Source organism: Lyngbya sp. CCY1209 (assembly GCF_035615495.1).
In the GTDB taxonomy this organism is placed as follows: domain Bacteria; phylum Cyanobacteriota; class Cyanobacteriia; order Cyanobacteriales; family Microcoleaceae; genus Limnospira.
Genome location: NZ_JAJENU010000019.1, coordinates 1 through 719, shown reverse-complemented (window position 1 = coordinate 719; position 719 = coordinate 1). Strand labels below are relative to the sequence as shown.

The following is a 719-nucleotide window of genomic DNA, read 5'->3' as shown; positions in this document are numbered from 1 at the left end:
CTTTTTCCGATCGCCCAAATTTGTGCATCTTTTAAAGCCCGCCCCCGCAACAGCCGCGATTCGTCCGTTTGGCCGGAAGCGACCCAAGCATCAAAGGTTTGAGAGTAGGGGCGGATGGCCGACAACTGTTCGATCACCCATTCGAGATTGAAGACCGCTTCATAAATTCGATTTTTGACCGCCAATTTTTCGCCATTTTTGACGGCTATTCCCGACAATATGAGTTCCGTATACTCGCGGCTGTTGTCAAATTTGATGCCGTGATTCTGCAAAATATCCTGATAAATTCCCAACAGTCTTCCCGTCCGCAGCGGGTTGCGGAGGAGGCGATCGCGGATGGTTTTCAAGTGTTCCGGCTCGTCCTTCGATTGCCAGCCGTAGATGATATAATTGCGGGCGATATTTTCGATCCAAAATGCCGCATTTTCCACCGAAATTTTTCTTTTATTTTCCGAAACAAAATTGCCAATTATATGGCAAATTTTTTGAGTCAAAAAGGGTTGGCCGTTCGTCCAGTATAAAATGTGTTTAATAATTTCTCGTTTGTTGCCTGATTCAAAAGGCAATCCCCGGGCGAGGGGTTCGATCTCTTCCAGGCTGAACCCCGACAGTGCGATCGCCGTCCCGATATTGAAGGGCGTGCGGTTGCGATCTCGAATCAAATCGGAGGGCGTGGCAACTCCAAAAATCGCGAACGTGAGGCGGTTGTATTCGGGATT

The 719-nt window shown here is 48.4% G+C and carries 1 protein-coding gene; it reads right to left on the bottom strand.

Annotation, left to right across the window (positions count from 1 at the left end):
- A partial coding sequence (locus LKE08_RS00090; protein WP_324702163.1) for an AAA-like domain-containing protein occupies positions 1 to 719 on the bottom strand: 719 nt, incomplete at both ends.